General features: G+C 80.1%; 1 protein-coding gene. It reads left to right on the plus strand.

Features of this window, described 5'->3' with window-relative positions; genetic code table 11:
• The coding region (locus CRM73_RS19575) for an aminoglycoside phosphotransferase family protein (RefSeq protein ID WP_229588848.1) at window positions 1–458 on the plus strand (458 nt) is incomplete at both ends.

Below are 458 nucleotides of genomic sequence, written 5' to 3' on the forward strand. Positions count from 1 at the left end.
GTGCGGCTGCTCCGGGCGGAGCCGGCGGACCGGGCGCTGCTGCTCGAGCGCACCGCCGACCGGGACCTGTACGAGCTGCCGGTGCTCGAGGCGTGCCGCGTGCTCGGCGAGCTGACCCGGGTCCTCGCCCGGCCGCCGCGGCCCCCGTTCCCGCGTCTGTCGGAGACGGCCCGGCGGTGGCAGGCGGAGCTGGAGGGGGCCGTGGACCTGGACGCCCGGTTCCCGCGCCGCTTCCGGCTCCAGGCCGTCAGGAGCCTCGAGCGGCTCCGGCGCGACGAGCTGGACGCGGCGCTCGTGCACCAGGACCTGCACCACGGGGCGGTCCGCGCGTCGGTGCGCGCCCCGTGGCTGGCCGCCGGGGCCGACGCGGTGGTCGGCACCCCGGAGTTCGCGCTGGTCCCCGCCCTGTGGCACCGCACGGAGGAGGCCGGGCACGGCGGGGCCCTGGCCGCGGCCCT

It is taken from the genome of Kocuria sp. CCUG 69068, assembly GCF_020833785.1.
Taxonomy (GTDB): Bacteria; Actinomycetota; Actinomycetes; order Actinomycetales; family Micrococcaceae; genus Kocuria; species Kocuria rosea.